The organism is uncultured Thiodictyon sp. (assembly GCA_903837595.1).
GTDB lineage: Bacteria > Pseudomonadota > Gammaproteobacteria > Chromatiales > Chromatiaceae > Thiodictyon.
This window is the reverse complement of record CAILVI010000557.1, coordinates 14,884-37,740: the sequence shown is the minus strand read 5'-3', so window position 1 is coordinate 37,740 and position 22,857 is coordinate 14,884. Positions and strand designations below refer to the sequence as shown.

Annotated in this window: 16 protein-coding genes and 1 pseudogene; 11 read left to right on the top strand and 6 right to left on the bottom strand. The window is 62.9% G+C overall.

The genetic code is table 11. The annotated features are described in order from the left end of the window. The first annotated feature begins 341 nt into the window (after nt 1–341). From QZY44_RS34135 to QZY44_RS36095, 4 genes and pseudogenes are all read left to right on the top strand, one after another. Nucleotides 342–773, top strand: a complete 432-nt coding sequence (locus QZY44_RS34135) for a DUF29 domain-containing protein (RefSeq protein ID WP_295458417.1) — start codon at nt 342–344, stop codon at nt 771–773. Beyond that, on the top strand, nt 758–1,294 hold the full coding sequence (locus tag QZY44_RS34130; protein ID WP_295458414.1) for a hypothetical protein: 537 nt from the start codon (nt 758–760) through the stop codon (nt 1,292–1,294). Before QZY44_RS34135 ends, QZY44_RS34130 begins: the two co-directional genes overlap by 16 nt. A 105-nt stretch (nt 1,295–1,399) precedes the next feature. Beyond that, complete coding sequence (gene uvrA, locus QZY44_RS34125) at nt 1,400–4,249, top strand: excinuclease ABC subunit UvrA (protein WP_295458410.1); 2,850 nt, start codon at nt 1,400–1,402, stop codon at nt 4,247–4,249. Between the two features lie 146 nt (nt 4,250–4,395). Next, a pseudogene (locus QZY44_RS36095) lies at nt 4,396–4,482 on the top strand (type II toxin-antitoxin system YoeB family toxin); the annotation flags it as partial. Here QZY44_RS36095 and QZY44_RS34120 read toward each other — a convergent pair. Then, a complete protein-coding gene (locus tag QZY44_RS34120; protein ID WP_295458407.1) occupies nt 4,451–4,870 on the bottom strand; it encodes a hypothetical protein in 420 nt (139 codons plus the stop codon). The pseudogene QZY44_RS36095 and the gene QZY44_RS34120 sit on opposite strands and share 32 nt — an antisense overlap. A gap of 523 nt (nt 4,871–5,393) precedes the next feature. On the opposite strand from QZY44_RS34120, the gene QZY44_RS34115 reads away from it, so the two are divergent. The 3 genes from QZY44_RS34115 (at nt 5,394) to QZY44_RS36085 (ending at nt 6,518) form a co-directional block, all read left to right on the top strand. Then, a complete protein-coding gene (locus tag QZY44_RS34115; protein ID WP_295458404.1) occupies nt 5,394–5,855 on the top strand; it encodes a hypothetical protein in 462 nt (153 codons plus the stop codon). 225 nt (nt 5,856–6,080) lie between these two features. Beyond that, nucleotides 6,081–6,350, top strand: coding sequence for a hypothetical protein (locus QZY44_RS36090; RefSeq protein ID WP_365305869.1), 270 nt, complete (start codon nt 6,081–6,083; stop codon nt 6,348–6,350). A gap of 57 nt (nt 6,351–6,407) precedes the next feature. Continuing rightward, nucleotides 6,408–6,518 (top strand): hypothetical protein, encoded by a 111-nt coding sequence (locus tag QZY44_RS36085; RefSeq protein WP_365305868.1) that lies wholly within the window; start codon nt 6,408–6,410, stop codon nt 6,516–6,518. Between the two features lie 299 nt (nt 6,519–6,817). Here QZY44_RS36085 and QZY44_RS34105 read toward each other — a convergent pair whose 3' ends face one another. Then, entirely contained in the window at nt 6,818–8,011 is a 1,194-nt protein-coding gene (locus QZY44_RS34105; protein WP_295458379.1) for an NnrS family protein, read from the bottom strand. Between the two features lie 324 nt (nt 8,012–8,335). Between QZY44_RS34105 and QZY44_RS34100 the strand changes: the two genes are divergently transcribed. Continuing rightward, complete coding sequence (locus QZY44_RS34100) at nt 8,336–9,895, top strand: DegT/DnrJ/EryC1/StrS family aminotransferase (RefSeq protein ID WP_295458376.1); 1,560 nt, start codon at nt 8,336–8,338, stop codon at nt 9,893–9,895. On the opposite strand, the gene QZY44_RS34095 is transcribed toward QZY44_RS34100, so the two are convergent. From QZY44_RS34095 to QZY44_RS34080, 4 genes are read right to left on the bottom strand one after another with little or no spacing between them, the layout of a single operon-like run. Continuing rightward, nucleotides 9,892–11,034: a glycosyltransferase family 4 protein gene (locus tag QZY44_RS34095; protein WP_295458373.1), complete on the bottom strand. Its 1,143-nt coding sequence runs from the start codon at nt 11,032–11,034 to the stop codon at nt 9,892–9,894. The genes QZY44_RS34100 and QZY44_RS34095 overlap by 4 nt on opposite strands. After that, the gene (gene asnB, locus QZY44_RS34090; protein WP_295458369.1) at nt 11,031–12,977 is read right to left on the bottom strand and encodes an asparagine synthase (glutamine-hydrolyzing); all 1,947 of its coding nucleotides are present in this window, start codon (nt 12,975–12,977) and stop codon (nt 11,031–11,033) included. The genes QZY44_RS34095 and asnB overlap by 4 nt, the downstream gene beginning before the upstream one ends. After that, on the bottom strand, nt 12,977–14,119 hold the full coding sequence (locus QZY44_RS34085; RefSeq protein ID WP_295458366.1) for a glycosyltransferase: 1,143 nt from the start codon (nt 14,117–14,119) through the stop codon (nt 12,977–12,979). Before QZY44_RS34085 ends, asnB begins: the two co-directional genes overlap by 1 nt. Next, complete coding sequence (locus QZY44_RS34080; protein WP_295458364.1) at nt 14,116–15,249, bottom strand: glycosyltransferase; 1,134 nt, start codon at nt 15,247–15,249, stop codon at nt 14,116–14,118. The genes QZY44_RS34085 and QZY44_RS34080 overlap by 4 nt, the downstream gene beginning before the upstream one ends. Before the next feature lie 418 nt (nt 15,250–15,667). Here QZY44_RS34080 and QZY44_RS34075 point away from each other — a divergent pair, with 418 nt between their 5' ends. The 3 genes from QZY44_RS34075 (at nt 15,668) to QZY44_RS34065 (ending at nt 22,856) form a co-directional block, all read left to right on the top strand. Next, nucleotides 15,668–17,791 carry an acyltransferase family protein gene (locus tag QZY44_RS34075; RefSeq protein ID WP_295458361.1) on the top strand — a complete coding sequence of 708 codons (2,124 nt, stop codon included), beginning with the start codon at nt 15,668–15,670 and terminating at the stop codon, nt 17,789–17,791. A gap of 1,002 nt (nt 17,792–18,793) precedes the next feature. Further along, complete coding sequence (locus QZY44_RS34070) at nt 18,794–20,443, top strand: hypothetical protein (protein ID WP_295458358.1); 1,650 nt, start codon at nt 18,794–18,796, stop codon at nt 20,441–20,443. A gap of 121 nt (nt 20,444–20,564) precedes the next feature. Continuing rightward, nucleotides 20,565–22,856 carry a hypothetical protein gene (locus QZY44_RS34065; RefSeq protein ID WP_295458354.1) on the top strand — a complete coding sequence of 764 codons (2,292 nt, stop codon included), beginning with the start codon at nt 20,565–20,567 and terminating at the stop codon, nt 22,854–22,856. Nucleotide 22,857 lies beyond the last annotated feature (1 nt).

Below are 22,857 nucleotides of genomic sequence, written 5' to 3'. Positions count from 1 at the left end.
GGCCGCGCGGTCGATCCCGCGCGCGATCACGTGCAGGGGGTAGTTGGCTACAACGATTCCGGCATGTCGGGCCACGGCGGTGAGGCGGTGCGGATGGGGGACGTATCCTGAGTCTAGCAGAAAACGTTGTCTGTCCCCGTTTCCTCGTTGTCTGTCCCCGTTTCCTCGTCCCCGTTTCCTCCGCTTCGCGTGCCAATGTCCCCGAGAAGGTCGAGGTGTATCCAAGTCTCGGCGCGCCGCGTGCTGCCAGTTCCACCCGGCATGCGTGTGCCGCTTGCCCGACCCCCGCTCAAGCGCTATCTTGAAGGTTCGCTAACCGGATTGCAGGGGCGGGAAACCAGATGAAAGCGTATGACTCCGACATCGTCGCCTGGTCTCAGGAGCAGGCGAGGTTGATCCGTGCCGGTCGGTTCGACTGCCTGGACCTTGAGCACATTGCCGAGGAGATCGAGGACGTGGGCAAGAGCGAACAACGCGAGTTTGCCAGCCGGATGGCCGTCCTCATGGGGCATCTGCTCAAGTGGCAGTACCAGAGAGAGCGCCGCGGCGCCAGTTGGGAAAAAACCATCAAGGCGCAACGCAAGGAATTGGCCTACAACCTTGAGGAAACCCCCAGTCTGCGTAGCAAGCTTCAGGACCCGCGCTGGCTCGATATGGTCTGGGCCAGGGCGGTTGCCTTGGCAGTTACCGAAACCGGGCTGGATTGCTTTCCGGACAGCTGCGATTGGTCCATGGATGCTCAGGTTCTGAATCCATCGTGGCGGCCGGAGTGATGTCTAACCAACAGGACGGCTCAATGTTCACGAGAATCGCTCTTGCCGCCATGCTCGGGGGATTGATATCCGGCACTTGCCTGGCGGCGGACTTCGACCCGCTCGACCAGGAACAGATCGGCGGCCTGCGTTATGGCCTGTCTGAGGCCGCCTTCAAGAAGGAGATTGCCTGTGCGCCGACGCGCGGGCCTGAGGAGTTCGCCGGGGCCGATGGTGCCTGGCACCAGGACTGGAAGTATCCGGATTGCGGAATCACCCTGGGTACGGTTTCGAATAAGAAGCGCGGCGTCAAGACGATCGAAAGCATCACCGTTTCCCGCCCAAGCGCCCTGGCCACAAAAAAGGGCATCAAGATCGGGAGCACCAAGGCCGCCGTCGTGACCGCCTATAAGACCCACCAGAATAAGGAGCTGAGCCAATCAAGCGATGGCTTCGCCGTTGGTACGGCGTACGCCCTGTTGATGTTTGACTTCGCCGATGGGCGGGTCAGCTCGATCTTCCTGGGCGTTGGCGCCGAATAACGCGCACGTGGAGCGCCGATAGTCTGTCGGCCGCGGGCCGACAAAATGTCGGCGCTCCCAGGATAATAGCCGCTTGCCTCAAGGCCAACCGGTGGAACCTTCATCATGGACAGTATCCGCATCCGCGGTGCCCGTACCCACAATCTCAAGAACCTGGATCTCGATCTGCCGCGTAACCGGCTGATTGTGGTGACGGGCCTGTCGGGTTCGGGCAAGTCGTCGCTCGCCTTCGATACCATCTATGCCGAGGGCCAGCGCCGCTATGTGGAGTCGCTGTCGGCCTATGCCCGGCAGTTCCTGTCGGTGATGGAGAAGCCGGACATCGACCATATCGAGGGCCTGTCACCGGCCATCTCCATCGAGCAGAAGACCACCTCCCATAATCCGCGCTCCACCGTCGGTACCATTACCGAGATCTATGATTATCTGAGACTGCTGTTCGCCCGGGTCGGTACCCCGCGCTGCGCCCAGCATGGGGAGGCATTGGAGGCCCAGACGGTCAGTCAGATGGTCGACCAGGTCATGGCGTTTCCGCAGGGTGAGCGGCTGATGCTCCTGGCGCCGGTGGTGTCGGCGCGCAAGGGCGAGTATCAGCGCCTGATCGCCGAACTGCACGCCCAGGGTTTCGTGCGGGCGCGCATCGATGGCGAACTCTGCGACCTGGACAGCCCGCCGGACCTGGATCTGAAGAAGAAGCACGACATTGAGGTCGTCATCGACCGCTTCCGGGTGCGGCCAGACCTGCAATTGCGGCTGGCCGAATCATTCGAGACGGCGCTGGCACTCTCCGGTGGTATCGCCCGAATTGCCCCGCTGGCGGCACCCAGCGATGAGGAGGGCACCGCGCTGCCGCGCCCCGAAATCACCTTCTCAGCCTCCTTTGCCTGCCCGGTCTGCGGCTACAGTATCCAGGAGCTAGAGCCGCGGCTCTTCTCATTCAATAACCCGGCGGGCGCCTGCCCGACCTGCGACGGGCTCGGGGTCGAGCAGTTCTTCGACCCGGGCAAGGTGGTGGCCCAGCCTGGTGTCAGCCTGGCCGGCGGTGCCGTGCGCGGCTGGGACCGGAACAACAGCTATTATTTTGCGATGATCCGCACGGTGGCCGAGCATTATGGCTTCGATGTCGAGGCGGCCTGGGTCGACCTGCCCGACAGCGCCCGCCAGGTGGTGCTGTACGGTTCAGGCAAGGATAAGTTCAAACTCAAACTCCCACACGAGAGCGGCAGCGGCAAGGTCCGTGCATTCGAGGGGATCATTCCAACCCTGGACCGGCGCTATCGCGAGACCGATTCCAGTGCAGTGCGCGAGGAACTAGCGCGCTACCTCTCGCACCACCCCTGTCCATCCTGCAATGGTGCCCGTCTGAACGAGGCCGCCCGCCACGTTTTTGTTGGCGAGCGTAATCTTCCCAGCCTTTCCGCTCTGCCGGTGGGCGATTGCCTGGCCTGGTTCGAGGGCCTGACGCTTCCCGGACGGCGCGGCGAGATCGGCGCCCGGATCAACCAGGAGATCGCCACGCGGCTGCGCTTCCTCACCGACGTGGGGCTCGACTATCTGACCCTGGACCGCAGCGCCGAGACCCTTTCCGGCGGCGAGGGCCAGCGTATTCGGCTGGCGAGTCAGATCGGTGCCGGCCTGGTCGGCGTCATGTATATCCTGGACGAACCATCCATCGGCCTGCACCAGCGCGACAATGCCCGGCTGCTGAAGACCCTCACCCATTTGCGCGACATCGGCAATACGGTCATCGTCGTCGAGCACGACGACGAGGCGATCCGGAGCGCTGACCAGGTGGTCGACATGGGGCCGGGCGCCGGGGTCCACGGCGGCGAGGTGGTGGCCCAGGGAACCGCGGCCGAGATCGCCGCCAACCCGCGCTCACTCACCGGCCGCTATCTCAGCGGCGATCTGCGCATCGCCATCCCCACCCATCGCACGGCGTCCGACCCCGCCCGCCAGTTGCGCATCCTGGGCGCCACCGGCAATAACCTGCGCAACGTCGACGCGGCCATCCCGGTCGGCACCTTCTGCTGTATCACCGGGGTCTCGGGTTCAGGCAAGTCCACACTCATCAACGACACCCTGTTTCCGGTCGCCGCCCGCGAACTCAATGGCGCAGTCACCAGCCCCGCCCCCCATCGGGCGATCGAGGGCCTGGGGTATTTCGACAAGATTGTCGACATCGACCAGAGTCCCATCGGCCGTACCCCGCGCTCCAACCCGGCCACCTATACCGGCCTGTTCAACATGGTGCGCGACCTCTTCGCCGCGGTGCCGGAGGCACGCTCCCGCGGCTATGGCCCTGGCCGCTTCAGCTTCAATGTGAAGGGGGGGCGCTGCGAGGTGTGCAAGGGCGATGGGCTGATTCGGGTGGAGATGCACTTTCTGCCGGATATCTATGTGCTGTGCGACACCTGCAAGGGCCGCCGCTATAACCGCGAGACGCTCGAAGTCCGCTATAAGGGGCGCACCATCGACGAGGTGCTGAACCTCACCATCGAAGACGCGCTGACCTTTTTCGCCCCGATCGAGGTCATCCACCGTAAGCTTCAGACCCTGATGGACGTGGGGCTCGCCTATGTGCGTCTGGGCCAGAGTGCGACCACCCTGTCCGGCGGTGAGGCGCAGCGGGTTAAGCTCTCCCGCGAACTGAGCAAACGCGACACCGGACGCACCCTCTATATCCTGGACGAGCCGACCACCGGACTGCACTTCCACGACGTGGCGCAATTGCTTGCCGTACTGCACCGCTTGCGCGACCACGGCAATACCGTCATCTGTATCGAGCACAACCTGGATGTCATCAAGACCGCCGACTGGGTGATCGACCTGGGGCCTGAGGGCGGCGACAAGGGCGGCGAGATCATCAGTGTCGGCACCCCGGAGCAGATTGCGGCCGATCCGCGATCCCATACCGGGCGTTTCCTCAAGCCCTTGTTGGAGCGCGGGTGGTAGGAGGGTGCGCCGCACCTACCGCGACCCCAAGCCCGTGCTCGTAAAACCGCTCCAGCGGTGTTACGCCTGTGTCAGGCGCTCCGCGCCGCGAGGGCCTGGGCCGGCACGATGATCAAGGCCGGCTCGAACGTCTACCGTTTTGACGCGGATTTTGGTCTCGTCGAATCGACGATGAGCACCGAATCGTGTACGCCTTGCATTTCATCGTGGAGGGAAAACGATTTTCTTGGTGACCAGCGGGTGCTGTAAGTTCTCACCGTATCCTTCGATGATCACGCGTTTATTTTCATCGTCGCCTTTAAGAATGACGCTCCAGGCTTGTGTGGCTTCCAGGGTGCCCAGTATGGCAATGTTGTCAGGTGGAAGTCGGAAATTTGACGTAATACCACCGCTCAACGCTGCACTGGCTGCGGTCGATGCGTGCATTTGCGGGTCGGCATTGCGCACCGCATCGATCAGGACTCTGGACGTGACGATGTCAGACATGAGCCTGACGGCACTGTTGAGCGCCTCTTTATGCGGGTCACTTTCGCCGCAGGCGGCCAATGTCAGGGCCGCCAATAGCATCGGGAGTAGCCGGCGAGCCAAATATGGCGAAGGGTCTCTTGTCTGATTGCCCATGATGTCCTCATAAAATTGTTGTGCCTTGCTCCCTCTCCCTTATTGGGAAGGATTGGGGGGGATAACGCTTAGCTCAGCCGCTACCCGACCAAGCTGTAAAAAAATGGCCTGCTCGTCGGCATCCGCACCGCGCCGATCGTCACTACCTTGGCCGACACTGGCACCGGTCTCTGGGCGGCGAACACCTGGTACCCGATAGCGTCCAAGTATAGCCTCGATACCACTGACTTCAAGGCACGCGTGGCCATCGGTACCGGTACCGGTAACGTCCGCTCAGGGTCTCTGCCCCCAAGGTCGTTCCCCGCGCATCCTGTTCCGCCCGCCCAGCCGGCGATTTACGCAGGCCCAACGCCAAGCCGCGCTCTCGCCCGAGGGTACCGCTCCCACCCAATGGCCCGACTTGACCGTCGATTGCCCCCGACCCCGATCAGTCCTACACTAACCCCATGTGCCAAGCTATCGACCCCAAGATCGACTGTGTCCTGACAGCCCGCCTGGGGGCTCGCGTCAACCACGCCCGGTGATGGAAGCCATTGCCAACTTCACCCTCGCGAAGCATGATGGCCCCTATGAGTCTTGGCCGCTCGCGACTGAAGTCTTCCGCGATGGCGTAGCGACGGGCCGAAAGCTGCCGGGTTTCGTCTTGGATGCCCAGTATGAGCATGGCGGGTTCTACCTGTTTGTGACCTCATGGGACTGCCCGTTTGAAGAGTCCTTGGAGGTCGTTCTTACCGACTCCGATCTGCGTATCGTTGATCGCAAGAGCATTGGTGTCATGTACAGTTCAACCTGGCTTGAAGCATGTGAGGTGGTCTCCGCCAATCAACTGCGGCTTCAGTGTGACAGCGATCGTGTTTTCCGCGTAACGGTGCAATCCGGCCGGCTGTCGTTGAAGCGGTTACATGCCGGTGCTGATTCAACGGCATCACTCTTGCGTGCAGGCGCCAGACGGGCTACGGCAACGCCTTGGTGGCGGTTCTGGTGATTCTGGTGCCTGGTTGAGCGGTTGTGCGTAATCATTGCACTAACGGCGGCTAAAGGGACGCGGCTCGGGATCAGGATTGCTGCCATGAGATGTCGTCCGGCTAAAGCCTCGACCTCCTGTCTCCTTATGACTGAGAGGACAATCACTCGTCCGCGGCCGGCTGCCGCGAGGACGGTGGCCGGAATTGAGATTTGAGTCGTTTCCAATTCAAGAAAAGGTTTTAACATGGGCAAGAATTTAACAAAGCTATGCGGCATGGTTGGCACCTTACTGTTGCCGATTACCGCCATGGTAGTCCTCGCCGCGGAACCAGTGGTGGGCGCGTTGCCGCCAAAATATCTTGAGGTCAAGGATTTCCAGAGGTGTCTGGCGGACAAGAACATGGGTGCCTCGACCGCGTGGTGCTTGCCGGCCAAGAAGCCGGCGACCTGCCCGCGAGAGTCCTGGCATCAATTGAGGAGGCTCAGTGGTGAGGACAAGATACCCCGCTGTTGATCGAATGCGAACCTTCATTGCAGTCAGGCGGCACAGGACATTGATGCGCTCATCAAGGTGAGCCGCGAACTGGCCGATGTCCAATCTGAAATCGAGGCGCTCGCCGGGGAGAGCGCCTATCTCGCCAAGCGGGTTGAAACCGAGATAGTAAACATCTCTTTGCGTTAACTGGGAAATCATCGCTTCTGGGCGCCCGTCGGCGACGCGGCGGCCGACTTCGGGTCGAATCTGTCTCAAGGCGTCGCGATGGGCCTGACGGCGATGGCCTTCCTGATTCCGTGGATGGTAATTATCGCTCTGGTATCTTGGGTCGTCCTCAAACTTACGCGGCGCTGGACACGCCGGGCGGGAGGTTCCTAAACGTTCGCTGGCGTTTATCATCCCTTCGGCTGCCGACATTCGCGTCGCAGAGCGCCGAACACAGGCGTGACACCGCGTAGCGGTGTCACGAGGATGGCCGCGAGGAATCACCCTGGCTGTCCGTCGGTCCGCGGACTGACCAGCAGTGGGGCATAGACCCAGAGAAAGAGCGCGAACGCCAGGACCCACAGGGTGCCGGAGGCCGTCAGCCAATAACCATAGAGCGACGGCCAGGCCAAGGGGGCAAAGACGCGTACCGCGGCCGCCAGATTCAGGGCGACGAAGGCCATGACCGTCAGGCGCGACGCGACCATCGCGCGACCGGTATGTCCCAGGCTCACGCGGGCCATCATCCCCAGGGTAAAGACCCCAACGGCACCGATGGTCAATGCATGCAGGGCCGGGAAGGGCGCCAGCACGCCCAGGTGGGCCAGGGCGTGGAGGGTGAGACCCAGGATCAGCCAGAGATACCCGCTGTAGAGCACGGCGAGGATCGGGAGGCCCCAGACGTGGCGATCATGCCACCCGGCCAGGCGCAGACCCTGGACCAGGGCCAATGAAGCCGCGAGGACCGCTGCCGGCACCGCGACCGGCAGCCCGATCTGGGTCGCTGAGTCGGCGCCTACCCACAGGAGTGCGAGCCCGAAGGTCAGGCGTTCCACCCACTGGCGGGACTTGGGGGCGGTGCCCGGGACGGCCGTCCGGGTAAAGAAGGGCATGACTCGCCCGGCGACGACCAGCAAGGTCAAGAGGGTCAGCCCCAGCATCAGCCGGTCCCCGGCGAGCGCTGTGCCGGCCGTGATGCCCCGGGCCTGGAGGTGGACCAGGATGGCCGCCAGGCACATGCCGATGAGCAGCGCGAGAAAGGCCCGGTTGTCCGGGTTCGGCCCTCGCCATAATGGCTGGTAGAGCGAAGCCGCGAGCGCTACCGGGAAACTGAGATCCAGGACCGCCACCAGCACCCCGGGGAGCGGCAGAAGCGGCGCGACGCGCCCCAGCGCCCACAGGAGCAACAGCGCGCCTAGTTCGGCCCCGGTGGCGGTCGCCATGCCGGTCCAGTTGCGCACCGCGGTGAGCAGAAAGCCGGCAATCACCGCCAGGCCGTAGCCGAACAGCAGTTCGTGGGCGTGCCAGTTGGTCCCGGCATAATAGCCGTCCATGGGGATCCAGCCGCGCAACATGGCGAGCCAGGCCAGCAGCGTGAGGGCGCCCGACAGCGCGGCGGCGAGGAAGAACGGGCGAAAGCCCAAGGCCAGCAGGGGCCATTCGCGGCGGACGCTGGGGGTTGGGGTGGCTGGCATTGGGGTGGTCCTTGGGGGGGAGGGCGAAGCGGGATCGCGGGATGTCCGTATGTCGGGTTACTGCGCGCGTGAGGTGTCAGTTCTTAACGGTGGCACCCTGCCACGCGCGCCTAACCCGACCTACATCAACGACGGTAACTGGCGGCGGTGCAGACGGCGCGCAAGCCGGTGCCCACGGCGGATGCGTTATCATCCCCCTGTCGGCCGGCCGTTGCCCCGGTCCGCCCCAGAAGCGCACCGGCTCCGCCCGCGGTTTCGACCGATCCGCGGGGTTTTTTGTCAACCGGCCGGCGCCCACCCCAACCGCGAGGACCCCTTCATATCATGGACCTTTTGCTCGATACCGATTGCGTCGTCGCGGGCTGCGTCCCGGAGGCCGCGCCGCACGCCGATGCGCTGGCCGCGGCTAAGCGCTGCGCGGAGCTTCGCGCCACCCTCTGGCTCTATGCCGGTGCGGCGCAGGCCTACGAGGACGGGGTGCGTCAGGCGTTGCAGGCGGCGGCGGATCAGGGTGCGGCGGCCTTGGTGGGGGAGGACCTCACGCGGCTCGCGCGGCAGCGGCTTCAGACCTTCGCCGAAGGCAAGCAATGGCTCGCCGCCCTGGCCGGGGACTGCGCCAGCTTTGATTGCGCCGACCCCGCGCGGGGGCGCCTGTTGCACGCGCTCGGGCGTTTCAGCCCTGGGACGATCAAGGTCCTGACGAGCGATGCGGCCTTCGCCGCCGCCGCGCCGGACCAGGCGATCAGCCCGGCGCAGTATCTGGCGCTCCCGCCGGCCGCCCGCCGGGTCGACTTCATCGATCTGCCTGGTCAACAGTCTTTCATCCGCCCCGCGTTGGAGGAGCGGGTCCACCGCGTCCTGCACCATGGTCGTTATATCCTGGGGCCGGAAATGGATGAGTTGGAGCAGCAGCTTCAGGCCTATACGGGCGCGGCCCATTGCATCGCCGTCGCCTCCGGGACTGAGGCGCTGTTGATCAGCCTGATGGCCTTGGGTGTCGGCCCGGGGGACGAGGTGATCACCACCCCCTTTACCTTTGTGGCGACCGCCGAGGTCATCTGTCTGGTGGGCGCGCGGCCGGTCTTTGTGGATGTGGAGCCGGAGACCTGCAACATCGACGCAGCCAAGATCGAGGCCGCAATTTCTCCCCGCACCAAGGCGATCATGCCGGTCTCGCTGTATGGCCAACCGGCCGATATGGATGAGATCAATGCCATTGCCCACGCCTATCAGCTGCGGGTGATCGAGGATGCCTGTCAGAGCTTCGGGGCGATGTACCGCGGTCGGCGCAGTTGCAACGTCTCGACCATCGGCTGCACCAGCTTCTTCCCGTCCAAACCGCTGGGCTGTTACGGCGACGGCGGTGCCATTTTCACCAATCGGGATGACCTGGCCCAGATCATGCGTGAATTGCGCGTGCATGGCCAGGAACGGCGCTATGTCCATACCCGGATCGGCGTGGGCGGGCGCATGGACACCCTACAGTGCGCGGTGCTGTTGGCGAAGTGGCCCCGCTTTGAGTGGGAGGTCGAGCGGCGTATCGCGATCGCTCAGCGCTATTCGGAGCTGTTCGCCGGTGCCGCGCGGATCAAGACTCCGGTGATCCGCGCCGACCGGACCTGTGTCTTTGCCCAATATACCTTGCAGGTTCCCGGGCGGGATGCCCTGGTGGAAACACTCCAGTCACGGGGCATCCCGAGTGCGGTCCATTACCCGATTCCGCTCAATAATCAGCCGGCCTATGAGGACCTGTGCTGTCCGGACTGCACACCGGTTGCGGCCCGGCTCGCCGCCAGTGTCATCAGCCTGCCGATGCATGCCGATCTCAATGAGTCGGACCAGGACCTGATTGCCGCGGCCGTCATTGCGGCCACCGGGCATTAGGCGCGGCGCCGGGTGAGCAGCTCCTGATAGACTGCCAGCGTCGCCGCATGGATGCGGGTCGCGTCGAAGCGCTGCTCGGCTATCTCGCGCGAGCGGGCACCGAAGCGGCGTCTTGACTCACCGTCAGCGATCAGCCGATCAAGGGCCTGTGCCAGTGCCGGTACGTCGCGGGGCGGCACCAACAACCCGTTGCGCGCCGGCTCCACCGCCTCGCGGCAGCCGGTGGCATCGGTGGTGACCAGGGGTAGCCCAGCGGCGGCGGCCTCGATCAGGAATTTCGGCAAGCCCTCCCGATAGTAGGACGGCAGACAGGCGATGTGGGTGGCCGCCAGGACCGCGGGCATGTCGGCGCGATAGCCCCACCACTCGATGCACCCCTCCTGCTGCCAATCGCGCAGTTGCTCCTCACGCACCGAGGCCGGGTTGCCCGGGTCCGGCTTGCCCACCAGGACAAAGCGCGCCAGATTGCCCTGGCCCTTGAGCAGACGCGCGGCGCCGACGAACTCCCCGACCCCCTTGTCCCACAGCATGCGTGAGGCGAGCACCACCACCGCCGGTCCCGGCGGCGGCGGTTGCGGTATGAAGCGGGCCATATCGACCCCGGAGCCGGGGATCAGGACCGGCGTGACCCCGGTGAGGCGCCGGACCTGCTCCTGGTCGTCCGGGTTTTGGACCAGTACCCGCACATTGGGGGCGGCCAGCAGGGCGCGATAGGCCCGCCCGACCAGGGCGCGTACCAGCCGTGCCCGCGCCGCCTGCGAGGTGAACAGATAGCCCATCCCGGCGACGCCATTGACCACCGCCGGCACGCCCGCGAGTCGGGCTGCCAGGGTGCCGTAGAGCACCGGTTTCTGGGCGATGTTGTGCAGCAGGTCGGGTTTGAGTTTCCGCAGGATGCGCATCAGCGCCAGGATGCCTTGGACCTCGTGCCACGGATTCATGCCCTTGCGGGAGACCGTGAGCGGGATCAGATCGAGCCCGGCCGCGCGAATGGCCTCACCGTGCTCGGCCACGTCGGTGATGACCGTGACGGCGTAGCCGGCGGCGCGTACGGCCTGGGCCAGCGCCAGGTAGTGGTGGCAGAAGTACCAATCGACGGTGACGAAGAAGGCGACCCGCTTGGGCCTTGGCGCGCTCATGGCCGGTTCGCATCCAGCCAGGACTGGAACATCAGCACATCCCACAGGTAATAGGACCAGTTGCGGCGGCCCGCGAGATGCTCTGCCCACTTGGTGCGGATGGGTTCCGGGCGCAGGATGCCGTCGCGCGCGAGCCGCTCGGTGGAGAGTGCCGTCTCCGCCCAGTCGCGCAGCGGTCCCCTTAACCACTGCTCCAGCGGCACCCCGAAGCCCATCTTGGGGCGGTCCATGAGTGCCGGCGGCACATGGCGCTCGGCGATGCGACGCAGCGGCCGCTTGCCCAAGCGCCCGCGCACCTTCCACTTGAGTGGTAGCGACCAGGCGAACTCGTAGACCCGGTGGTCCAGCAGTGGGACGCGCGACTCCAGGCTGACCCCCATGCTGGCCCGGTCCAGCTTCACCAGGATGTCGTCGGGCAGATACAGCACGCTGTCCATGAACATCATCGATTCGGTGATGGACGCCGTGCGGGCGCGCCGCCCGGGATCGGTCAGGACGGTGAGTGGCTCGGTGGCGCCGATCACCAACGCGGCCGGGTCCTTCCAGTGCGAGACCATGCGCATATACAGGGCCTGCGGCGAGTCACCGGTGAGCACGTCGATCGCCTTGTGCAGCCGGTCCCCGGGGTTGGCGATGGCTAGCGGGCCGGGCAGGATGCGGGCCAGTGGTCGCAGCAGGCGGTCCCAGGTGCCGGTGCCGACGCGGGTCACGGCCCCGGCCAAGGCGCGGCGCACGGCCAGCGGCAGCCAGCCGATCCGCCGCCAAGTGTCGCGCGTCCAGAGGTACCTGGAATAGCCGCCGAACAATTCGTCCCCGCCATCGCCAGAGAGACACACGGTCACCGCCCGTCGGGCCATTTGACTCACCAGCAGGGTCGGGATCTGTGAGGGGTCGGCGAAGGGTTCGTCCCACAGGCGCGCCAGGTCGGGGATGGTCGCCAGGCCGTCCTGGGCGGTGACATAGAGTTCGGTGTGGTCGGTTCCCAGGTGGCGGGCGATCCGCCGGGCGTCCTCGGCCTCGTTGAAGCCCGCCTCATGGAAGCCGATGGTGAAGGTGCGCACCGGTCGGCTGGACTGGGCCTGCATCAGGGCCACCACGGTGGTGGAGTCGATGCCGCCGGACAGGAAGGCGCCCAAGGGGACATCGGCGTGCATCCGCAGGCCCACCGCGTCCATGAGCAGGCCCTCCAGGGCGTCCACAGACTGGTCTTCGGAGCCCTGGAAGGGGGCGGCAAGCCCTGATTGCGCCGCCGCCCGGGCACTCCAGTAGACGTGAATCGCCGGCTCCTGCTGGCTGGGTCCCAGGGTGGCATAGGTCCCAGGTTCGAGTTTGTGGATGCCCTGGTAGATGGAGTAGGGCGCCGGGACATAACTCAGGCGCAGATAGGCGGCGAGTGCGTCCCGGTTGAGTTCCCCCTGCCACCCGGGGTGGGCGGTGATGGCCTTGAGCTCGGAGCCGAACAGGAAGCGTCCGCGGTTCCAGCCGTAATAGAGCGGCTTTTCACCCAAGCGGTCACGGGCCAGGGTGAGCCGGCGCTCCTGCCGGTCCCAGAGCGCGAAGGCAAACATGCCGTTGCATTGCGGCAGTGTGGCGGCCACCCCGTGCAGCGCGAGCCACGCCAGCAGGACCTCGGTGTCCGAATGGCCGCGCCAGGCGTACCCCTCGCCGATCTCCCGGCGCAGGGCCTGGTGGTTGTAGATCTCACCGTTGAAGGCGAGTACAAAGCGCCCGCACGCCGAGACCATGGGTTGGTGTCCCAGGGGCGAGAGGTCGAGGATGGAGAGTCGACGGTGTCCCAGGGCGACCCCGGCCGCCGCGTCCAGCCAGAGCCCTTCGTCGTCCGGTCCGCGGTGGACCAGGGTCTGGTTCATCCGCGCGACGGCCTGGTGCAGTTCGCCCTGCGTCGCCGCCCCCGGTTCGATCACCCCACAGAAGCCGCACATCAGTGATTTCCCCGTTGCAGTGATTGGTAGAGCTCCGCGTAGCGCGCGGCGACGCGTGCCAGTGAATAGTTGGCGGCGATCCGCTCGCGGGCGGACGCACCGCGGCGCTCGCGGGCCTGCGGGGCCTCGGCCAACAGCCGCAGGATGGTCGCGGCCAGGGCCGTCGGGTTCCGGGGCGGGACGCTACATCCAGTGTCGCCCACGATCAGGCCTGAGTCACCCACGTCAGTCACCGCACAGGGTACGCCAGTGGCCATTGCCTCGCCGACCACGTTGGGAAAGCCCTCGCCATAGGCCGAGGATGACACCAGTAGGTCCAGTGCGGCGAAGACCCGCGGGGTGTCCGTGCGGGGACCGAGCAGGTGGATGGCATCAGTCAGTCCGGCGTCGGCAATCCAGCCCCCGAGCACCGGGTTGCCCTGCTCCATGCCCGTCCCACACAACAGGAAGCGGGACTCCGGTCGGGCCGTGCGTACCAGTGCCGCTGCCTGGAGAAAGGTCGGCAGGTCCTTTTGCGGGTCGTAGCGCGCCACCAGGCCCAGCAGCGGGGCCGCCGCCGGGACGCCCAGTTCGGCACGCAGTTGTGCCCGCGCCGCGTCGTCTGGGCGGAAGCGCGCCAGGTCGAACCCATTGGGGATGACGGTGAGGCAGCGGCTGCGATAGCCCAGGGCGCGATGGACGTCCTGGGCACGCTGCGAGCAGCAGACGATCCGGTCCGGGCCCAGATAGGAGACGAGCCCATTGAGGCGCGCCACCAACCGGGTGCCGCGGCCGGTGTGGCGCGGGTCGAGATCGCTCTGGCGGATGTTCCAGACCAGCCGCGGGCGGGCGCCGACCAGGGGTCTCGCGAGTGCCCCGAGCAGGTCCGCGTGGTACATCCAGGTCTGGATCAGGTCCGGCCTGAAGGCGCGCAAGCGCTTGACCAGCGACACGATGGCCCCGGGGGAGGGGAGCCCGCGCCGCATGTGGAGCGTTTCCACCCGCACGCCCAAGCCCTCGATTGGCCCCAGCATTGGGCCCGGGGTGATGAGCGAGATCACCAGGGGCTCAAAGGTCGCCCGGTCCAGGGTCGCGAGTAGCTTGAAGAGCATCATCTCGGCCCCGCCCAGTTCCAGCCCGGTGATGACATGGGCGATCCTCATGGGCCTTCCCACGCGATTTCGGCGCTCCCCAGGCCCATCACCTCCAGATAGCGACGGGTCACCGGTGCGAGCGCATAGTCGGCCGCCCGGGCCTTGAGTACGGCCGCGGCGGGTGGGTGGTCCAGGGTGTGGCGGATGGCCGCGGCCAGCGCCGGCACGTCGCCCACCGGGACCAGCGGGCCGTAGCGGCCGTCGGCCAGGACCTCGCGCGGGCCGCTCGGACAGTCAGTGCTCACCACCGGCGTCCCGCAGGCCATGGCCTGGATCAGCACGCCGGGCAAGCCTTCCCAGGCGGAGGAGAGTACGAACAGCCGGGCGCGGGCCATCGCGGCGAAGGGGTTGGCCGTGAAGCCGGGCAGCGCGACCCGGTCGGTGAGCCCAAGTGCCTGCACTAGGGCCTCCAGAGTTGCCCGCGCGGGCCCGTCGCCCAGGATCAGCAGGCGCAGCCCTCGCGCGCGCTCCAGCGTGGCGAAGGCGCGGATCAGGGTCGGAAAGTCTTTCTGCGCCGACAGGCGTCCGGCGGCCAGGATCACCGGCGGCGCCTGCGCATCGCGCAGCCAGGGGTGGTCCGGTCGCGTGGCGGCCAGGTCCGCCAGGTCCGGTGTGACGACCGGGTTGGGGATGGCGACGACCCGCGCCCGCCCCGCACCGATCAGGCGGGTCAGGTCGTCGGCGACCCCCTGGGAGACGGCGATCACCGCCTGGGCCTGCGGATAGAAGGTGCGTGCCAGGCGTGGCAACCAGCGCCCGGCGAGCGTGGGGGCGTGCTTGGCTTCCTGGGACAGGTTGCTGCGCACGCTGACATAGACGCGGGTCGGTGTGCGCGCCAGGCTCCGTGCCCAAAGCGCCACCAGGTTGGCGTGGTCCATGGCGGAGAGCAACACGTCCGGGCGCCGGCGGCGCAGATAGCGGGTGAGCCCCGGTAGGGCCGCCAACACCCGTCCCGCGCCAAGGTCAACCAGCTGGACCTCGGTCGGCACCAAGTCCCGATAGGGTCCGGCGGCGCTCCCGACCACCAGGTCGACCGCAACCCCTGCGCCGTTGAGGCCCAGTGCCAGGTTCAGCATCATGCGCTCCGCCCCGCCGCCGGCCAGGGAGGGGAGAAAAATGGCGACCGTCGGACGGCTCATTGATGACCTTCAGGGAAAGAAATGGTCGTGCCCCCATGGCGATGACCGCGGGCTTACCACCACCAGCGGAGCAGATCGGCAGGGGGGCCCGGATTGACCGCCACGCGGGCCACACGTTATCTTACACGAGCGGCGTCCGCGGATCGCCTGTCGAGTGACACGGTGTTGTGGTGGACAACGAGCCACGCCGCTAGGGTACGCGCGACCCCGGGCCAATCGGTTTGTTTCTACTGCACGCCATCCGGACTGGCTTAATACGCATTCCAGACTGTTGCTCGGAGGTTGCTATGGGACGGGCCCCGATCCGCGTTCCGCGCAGCCGAGATTCCCGCCGAATTGCTCTGCAAAGGCTTAGATTTCTCTTGTTTAAACCCAGCGCTCCGGCGCCGCCGTGTCGCGAAACGCGAGGGTTGGGGCGATGATCATTGCCTGGCGCCGCTATCGCGGCCCGGTCGATGCGCGTATTGCGCCCGACCAAGAAGCAACTCTCCCTCCACCATCCGCGCACCTGATGCACCCAAAGTATCGCGCCGATATCGATGGGTTGCGCGCTGTCGCGGTGCTTGCCGTTGTCGCCTTTCACGCCTTCCATCGCTCGGTTCCGGGGGGATTCATCGGCGTGGACATTTTTTTTGTGATCTCTGGCTTTCTGATTTCCGGCATTATTTTCAGTAGCCTGGAGCGTGATGCGTTCAGTTTTTCGGAATTCTATAGTCGCCGAATTCGCCGCATTTTTCCTGCGCTCCTGGTCGTACTGATTTTCTGCTTTGCGTTCGGCTGGTTTGCGTTGCTCGCGACCGAGTACCAGCAGCTGGGAAAGCATATGGCTGCCGGCGCCGGGTTCGTCGCGAATCTGGTGTTGTGGAGTGAGAGCGGATATTTTGACGTCGCCGCTGAAACAAAGCCTCTGCTTCATTTGTGGAGCTTGGGGATCGAGGAGCAGTTTTATATTGTGTGGCCGTTCCTGGTGTGGGCGGCATGGAAGATGCGATTTAACTTGCTGATGATAATGCTGGTGGCCGCGGGCGTCTCCTTTGCCCTCAATCTGACGACCTATCGTAGCGATGGCGTGGCGGACTTTTACTCGCCGCAAACCCGTTTTTGGGAGTTGCTGGTCGGGTCTGCGCTGGCGTACGGTACTCATCATAGTAGTCAGCTATTGCCACAATGTCAGGCGCTTCTGGACGGTTTGCTGGGGCGGCTGAGGTGCGCACCGATGCCGGCCAGCAGCGCTGTAACATTGCGGAATGCACTATCAATGCTGGGGGCGTTATTCATCATCACCGGCCTCGCGGTCATCACTAAGGACGTGCACTTTCCGGGCACCTGGGTAATCCTGCCGGTGCTCGGCACGGTGATGATTATTGGTGCAGGCAGGCACGCCTGGTTAAATCGCGTGGTTCTTTCTCATCGCATCCTGGTATGGTTCGGGCGGATTAGTTTTCCGCTGTATTTGTGGCACTGGCCGTTGTTGTCGTTTGGTCGAATAATTGAAACAAAGCCGCCTGGCCAGTCGCTGCGGACTGCTGCAGTAGCGATTGCGATTGTTCTGGCCTGGCTTACCTATAAGCTGATTGAGCGTCCGTTACGGTTTGGCAAGCAGAATAATGTTAGAGGGCCGGTACTGGTTGTTTTGATGATTTGTGTCGGGTCCCTCGGCTATTATACTTACCAAAGTGAAGGGCTGCATTTCAGGCCGCCGATCAAGGCGATGGATGCGGTTCTTGAATTTGTCAAGTGGCAAGATACGGACGATGCCGATCCGGTTTGCCGCAAGCGCTTTGGGTATCACTACAAGTACTGCAGGTTGGCGAGCGATAAGTCGCCGAGCGTCGCGCTCATTGGCGATAGTTTCGCAAATAGTTATTTCCCCGGGCTGGCAAGTGAGTACAATAAGCTCGGTGATAATCTTGTAATGCTTGGGGGGTCCGGTTGTCCGCCCCTCATTGATATTACCAGCGGCTTCGCCGGGGAGGTTGACTGGTGTAATTCAATGGGTAGTAATGCGATAAGGGTGGTTGCTGGCCGGCCTGATGTCCGCACCGTTGTCTTGGCGGCAAACTGGCATCTTTATATTAATGGAAATAGATTTAGTCGGCGTTATGACCGGGCGTGGGAAATCAGATCGAAGGTGCCGGGTGATGACTCAAATGTTATGGTGTTTTCCGGGAAAATAAGAGAAACGATTGCTTTTCTGGTCAGCGCGGGAAAGAAGGTGATCATTATGAAGCAGACGCCTGAGATGGAAATAGACCCCGTCAATTGCATAATAACTAGACCGCTGGTGTTTCATAAGGTCGAGAAAAAATGTGAGGTGCCCGCGGCGCTGGTGATGTCCTATCTTAACGAATATGAATCAATATTTGATGCAGCCATTGTGGGCGATGCCAGTGTTTCTGTTCTGGATCCATATCCGATTTTTTGCACTGCAACCAGTTGTCCTATAATGGATGGCGATTATCCCCTCTACCGCGATGATTTGCATTTGTCTTTGCATGGCTCGAGGTACTTGGCGAGTCGGCTGAAACTATCACCAGACTGAGGTAAACTGAAGTCGCAGACTATTTCTGAGCCCAATAAGCAACGGTAGCCCTGTACCTACGGAAACACTGGCCTTGATCATAATGCCGGCCATGTCGCTGCCTGCAAGGCCGCTGGTCCGCATAGCGGACCCTGCCGATCGCGACCTTGCCGTAGGGTCCGCTGTGCGGACCGATCACGGCCGGACGGAATAATGACCAAGGCCGAAACGGCGAAACATCCCGCCCTATCGATAGGGCCTGACTGGTATAATGGCGCCATGCGCGCCATGACATTCCGGAGCGCCCGTACCATGCCACATCAGCTCGAATGCTGGTCGCCCGCTAATCGGGTTGCGGGGGATGTTGAGGATGTGCCTTTTCCAGAGCGGCTTGGACGGGAACTGGGCCGAGGACCGTTGCACAATCCGCACCGGCCACGGTCCGGAGAACATATTAGCGCTGCGCCGCTTCGCGATCGGCGCCGTGAAGGCCAAATTCCACGCCACCGTTGCTGCGACCATCCGGCGCCCGGCGCGCAACGTCCGCCCGGTGTTTGACTACCTGCGTATGACCGAGAACTCCCGCCGCCGCTACCGGCGCCAGCGCCGGGGGGCTGGAACGGATTTGCCGGGCGCGGCGGTGTGTCCCGGATTGACCAGTCCGCGGGCGACGCGCTATCTTACACGGTCAGCGTCGCCGGGTCGCCCGTTGGATCATCGAGTGCTGCGCTAGCCAACGAGCCATGCCACAATCCAATCCACGATCCCGACCAGTTCAGTGTGCTCCACCACCGCAAGGTGTTCGAATTGACTATTAAGCGCTTGGATTTTAAAGATATTGCGGGGTGGGGCGGGGTAGCGGTGGGCGGGTTGTCGAGTGGATTGTGCCGATCCAACGAAACCCCCGCGAAAATCGGAGGCCCCAAGCGCCTGGCCCGGCTAAATTTCAGAACCCGGAAACTGCAGTAAAGCAGTTCTGCGTTCATATTGCAGCCATTCACTTTTGTGCGGCCGGAGTTTCATATGTTTTTTGCTGGCGTTTCTGGCCGCATCGCGCGTGAAGGGTCGGCAATGGCCCGGGCGGCTAGTGAGGTATTATTTGCTTTTGTGATCTTGATTTCTTTTGCTGCTTACTGGGTATTGCTGGGCGGATATTTTGCTCACGTTTATGAGCCAGACACCAGTTTTTCGTTGATAGACTCGTATGTTACGGCAATCACCAATTTCAGTATCAGCGCGCTGCCCGAACCACATGGCAAGGTCCCTTACTTCGATGCTGATAGTATCCTTTACGCGATCTTTGCGGTATTGCTTCGAATGGCCGGGTTTTGGTCGGCATTCTCATCGAAGGAGAGCGTTTATATTTTCAGTGTTTATGCTGTAAATATAGCTATTTACAGTGTTGGCGTAGGTGTTTTTTATCGCCTTTGCTACAGGTTGTCAGGGTCCTTACTGTGGTCGGGCCTATTGGCGATGATGTTTGCGATATCGCCGCAGATTTTAATGATCAATCCGCTGAGGATTGATTATTTGATATATCCGCTGATCGCCTGTGTAAGCTACCTGTGTATTCTGATGATTCAGGGTGGCGGCAGTAAATCGGTGGGATATTCATTGGGGGTTGTGAGCGCCTTCTTGGTGGCGACCAAAGTAACAGGTGCGGCATACCTCTTGCTGCCGTTCTTGTCTCTTGCTTTGTTGTTTCGTGAAAAGTCTTTCCCTTTTTTGCTCCGCGGCTTTCTGCTATCCCTTATCGGTATGCTGGTCCTGCTAATGGCAAGGTACCTGTATCATGGGGCTCTTTTTTATAGCTTTATCAGTGGTATTGCAGAGGTCAGAAGATGGTCCGACATCATACCGATGGAGCCTTGGTTTTTCTACAATATCGATAATTTTTCTGCATATGGCATAGTGTTTCTTGTTTTGGCTTTCGCGGCCATCGGGTTTTTGTCTTTTTATGCTTTTTTCAAGAAAGACAAGTTATCAATATTTGTCTTGGCGCCATTGGTTTTTTTCTCTTTGCTGCTGATGTGCTCACCAAAGCTTCCGCGTTGGGGAATTGTAATTTCCTTTTATTACTTTCTGGCCATTGCTGTCGCCCTCTCCTATGCGTACGGACTCTTGCGAAAGGTTGGTGCTGGATTTCGCGGTGCAAACCAAGCGCTGCCGATCATGTTTGCTCTTTTGCTATTGCCGTCGGCCTACGTCTTGCTGGAACAATACAGAGCAGTTTATGAGGGGGCGAGGCACAAGGCAGCGGCGATGAAGTCAACCAAAGAGATGCCAGCTCGTTGGTTTAAGGCGAATGCTGATAATGATGCTGTCGTGTGCATGATTGTTCACTCCGACTGGTCGCTGCCGCCATTGCCAGGAGTCGAGTTGAGGGCTGGGCCATTTAATTTCCCCTATCTCGATCCGGTGCTGATGGGGGCATTTCAGCCGCCCGAGCTCGAGGACGTTTCACGGGAGTGTGAATACATCCTAATAGACCAATTTCATCGCGACGCCATGCTCGGAGCATTCGCGAAATATGGCCATGCGGGCATGAAGAATGCTTGGGAAGAATTTTGGGAGACACGGATCAAGTCCTACTATGAACATCACAGGTTTACCACTGAGTATCCGGAGTGGTCGGGGTGGAATCTCGATCTTTATGTTAGAAAGCCAAGGTGATTGATGTGTTAATGCGTTCCAGATATTTCAACGTCTATTGATTTATGCGCTTAACTATAAGCTACCATAAGATACAGATTAAAAATTTGCAAACGCCTCAAGACTCTACAGGCATGAAGCCATGCGCCGATTATTTACCGCTCATTTGATTCTGGAAGATCGGCCGCGCCTGGGCTTGGTGCTGTTTCTGCTATGGGCCGGGGGCGGGCTCGCATTGCTCTACGCCTGGCTGGGCGGCGCTTATGGAGCGGTCACGACCTTCACCTTGGCGCCAGCTGCGATGGCCTACCAGGACGGTTGTGCCTATCACGTGAAACAGCTGCCCAGGCCGGGTGGCTGGCCCTTGGTCGAGTTTACGAGTGATACCCGGGCCACCGAGCGCTCACGGTTGGTGCTGAGTGAAAACGGCAGGCCGCTACCTAATCCCCATGCCCCTGACGCGCAGATTGGGCTATCCGGACCCGGCGGCTACTCGCACTGGCGCGACACCCTCCTGTTTTCTACCCCGGACTGCAGCGATCCCCGTACCAATGGCAGGCGCTATGACGCCGCGGTGCCCCGTAGTCCGTCCGGCTTGGGCTATGCACTGGCGTTCCTGGTCTGGGGCGCGTTCGGCTTGGTGTGGTCGGGCGGCTGCGCCGGCGCTGCCGGGAGCGCCGCTTGGTGCCGGATGAGTCGGGGGCTGGCCAAGCGGCTCTTCTTTCCTACCGACCTCACACGGCGTCCACGACTCGCGGTGGCAGCCGCCATCGTACTCCTCGCCTGCTGTTGGGGGCTGTTGGCCTGGGGATGGAGCCAAGGTTGGAGTATCAGTATGAGCGTGGCCGGCTTTTTCCCGGTCAGCGACGCCTTCGGCTATTGGCGCTGCTCCAACGATCTGCTCGATTACGGCCACTTGAACCAGTGGTGCGAGCGTCGCGCCACTTATCCCACGTTGCTTGCCGGTTTGAATCTGCTCGGAGGTCGCCACCTGCTGGTGACGCTGGCGTTGCAGGTCGTGGTCGTCGCCGCGGCCATCTTCACCCTCGTGCGACGCTTCTCGCCGCAGGTGCCCGGCGTTGCGACACTGGCGTGCGCTGTCCTGCTGGTCAAGTACGCGAGCGTCGATCTGTTTGCGTTGACCATGACGGAGAACGCGGGCCTCATTTTCGGTTGTCTGGGCCTCGCCTTGTTGCTGCGTGCGGCCGATGAGCGTTCGCTGACCTGGCTGGCCGCCGGTGCGGCCCTGCTGTCGCTGGCGCTAAACGCCCGGGCCGGCGCCTTTTTTGTCCTGCCCGCCTTGGTGCTGTGGGCCGGTTTGCTGGCGCACGCGAGTCGCCGCCGGGTTTGGCTGTGGGTTGCCGTCACCGTGCTGGCGGTACTCGCGGGCTTTGCGTTGCAGGCGGGGCTGGTGCTGGCGGTCGGCGGCGACCCCGCCGCTTCTCATGGCAACTTCGCTTATACCCTCTATGGCCTATCGGTCGGCGGCAAGGGTTGGTCGCAAGTATGGCTTGACCATCCCGAGGTGCAGGCACTTAACAGTGAGATTTCCCAATCTCATGTTATCTTTGGCCTAGCCTGGGCAAATATCACTCAGCAGCCCGCGCTCTTTTATCAGGGGCTCGCGGCGAATCTGAATGCCTTCGTTGCCGGCGGTACCTCCGGCTTTTACCGCTTGGGTCCCGCGGGCGCGGTCGTGCGGTTCTGCTGGTGGTTTGCGTGGCTCCCGCTGCTCTGGCGACATCGTGATCCGCGCCACCTGTTGATCGCGCTCCTGTCGCTCGGCGTCGCGGCCTCTGCTCCCTTGCTGCTGGGGGACGGCGGTCCCCGGCTATTCGCGGCCACGGTGGGAGTGGATGCCATGCAAGTTGCCGTCGGCATCGGGCTCTTCGCTAGCCTCATCGCGTGGCGCAGCGAGGGCAAGCCGGTGATCGATCAGACGCCAGCGGTGCGGCGCTCGCTCCTGGAGCCGGGCGTTGCGTTACTGGTCCTTGGTATACTGTGCCTGCCGTTCACCCCGTTGGCGCGGCTGGCGGCTGCGCCGCGGGTGTTACTGAACGGCTGCGCCGACGGCCAGCAGGCCGTCATCACCCGGATGAACCGCGGCGGCAATATCGCGCTCAGTTTCGGTGCTGCCGGCCAAACAGCCGATTTTCTGCACGGCGAAGTTGCGCGCGGACCTTTGTTGCACGGGATACCCATGCCGGTTTGGTGGCGTCAGGATGTGCTCTCCTTTGCTGGGCGCACGCTGTTTCATGCCGACCAACGCGGGGTGGGGGATGGGGCAGGGGCTCAGGATTATGATGGTTACTCCGACGAGACACTGGTGCGCTACGATGGGAAACTCGTGGGTCTTTGTCTCGATCGTCGTGACAGCAAGACGCTATTCGGCGCCCCCTATTTAAGACTAAGATCTATTATGGAATTGGAGTAAG